This is a genomic window from Streptomyces sp. rh34 (genome assembly GCF_002551245.1).
Taxonomy (GTDB): domain Bacteria; phylum Actinomycetota; class Actinomycetes; order Streptomycetales; family Streptomycetaceae; genus Streptomyces.
The window spans coordinates 1-1,074 of the sequence record NZ_NTGZ01000551.1; the positions used below are offsets into that span (position 1 = coordinate 1).

At 74.8% G+C, this 1,074-nt stretch carries 3 protein-coding genes; 1 reads left to right on the plus strand and 2 read right to left on the minus strand.

Annotated features, from left to right (window positions below; genetic code table 11):
* On the plus strand, positions 1 to 296 hold a 296-nt coding region (locus CR470_RS38130), incomplete at its 5' end, for a helix-turn-helix domain-containing protein (RefSeq protein ID WP_143664001.1).
* Here the strand turns inward: CR470_RS38130 and CR470_RS38135 are convergent.
* Both CR470_RS38135 and CR470_RS38140 read right to left on the minus strand, forming a co-directional pair.
* Entirely contained in the window at positions 224 to 628 is a 405-nt protein-coding gene (locus CR470_RS38135) for a VOC family protein (RefSeq protein WP_097872315.1), read from the minus strand. The two genes, CR470_RS38130 and CR470_RS38135, sit on opposite strands and share 73 nt — an antisense overlap.
* Positions 629 to 692: 64 nt before the next feature.
* The coding region (locus CR470_RS38140; RefSeq protein ID WP_257139074.1) for a 3-hydroxyacyl-CoA dehydrogenase family protein at positions 693 to 1,074 on the minus strand (382 nt) is incomplete at its 5' end.

The window sequence follows — 1,074 nt, forward strand, 5'->3', positions numbered from 1 at the left end:
CGGCCGCCGAGGTCGGCCTCGGAGCCCGCCAGCTGCACCGCCGCTCCCTGGCGGCCTTCGGCTACGGACCCAAGACCCTGGCCCGGATCCTCCGCCTCCAACGCGCCCTGGCCCTCGTCCGCTCCGGCCTGCCGTACGCCGAGGCGGCCTGCGCGGCGGGCTGCGTCGACCAGGCGCACCTGGCCCGCGAGATGCGCGACCTCGCCGGGACGACGCTCGGGGCCTACTTCACGGCGGGGGACGCCGAGGCGAACAGCGAGACCCCGCAGCCGTCCGGGTCCAGCACGACCGCGTAGCGCTGCCCCCACACCGCGTCCCACGGCTTCAGGTGCCCCTCGTATCCGGCGCCGGTCAGCTCGGCGTACAGCGTGTCCACCTCCTCCGGGTCGTCACAGGCGAACGCCAGTCCGAGCCGCTCGCCGCCCGAGGGCCGCTGCCACGCCGGATCGAACGAGGCGATGACCGCCTCCGTGTCCCACAGCAGCCGCTGCTCGCCCGGCAGGGTCACTTCGACGTGCGGTGCGGACTCCGCCCCTTCGGGGATGTCGAGTCCGAGCCTGCGGTAGAAGGCGAGCGAGGCCGCCAGGTCCGCCGTGATGATGCTGATCGCGTCAAGTCGTGGAGTCATGCCCCGACCGTACGCACGCGGCGTCCCGACGGTCTTGTACGAATCGGTCGCCCGCGCCGGGTCTTCACTCCAGGCAGTCGGCGGGCGAGGTCCCCGGATCGGTCAGCGCCAGACCGAGGGCGGCCCGTTCGGTGATCCACCGCGTCGGCCGGTGGCGCGGATCGCCCGTCGTCGCGTGCAGCGACCGCTGGAGTTCCAGCATCCTCGCGGCCCCGACCCGCTCGCCCCAGGCCAGCGGCCCGTACGGATAGCCGAGCCCGGTGGTCACCGCCAGATCGATGTCGGGCGGCGCGGCGAGCGAGCGCTCCGCGATCGAGCAGCCGACCGCGACGACCGAGGACAGCAGCCGCTGCGCGACCGAGCCCGCGGTGTCCCGCACCACCGACACCGCGTACGGATCGTCGCCCTCGGCGGTCCGCGCCAGCACCGCGCGCGCGTCCCGGGCG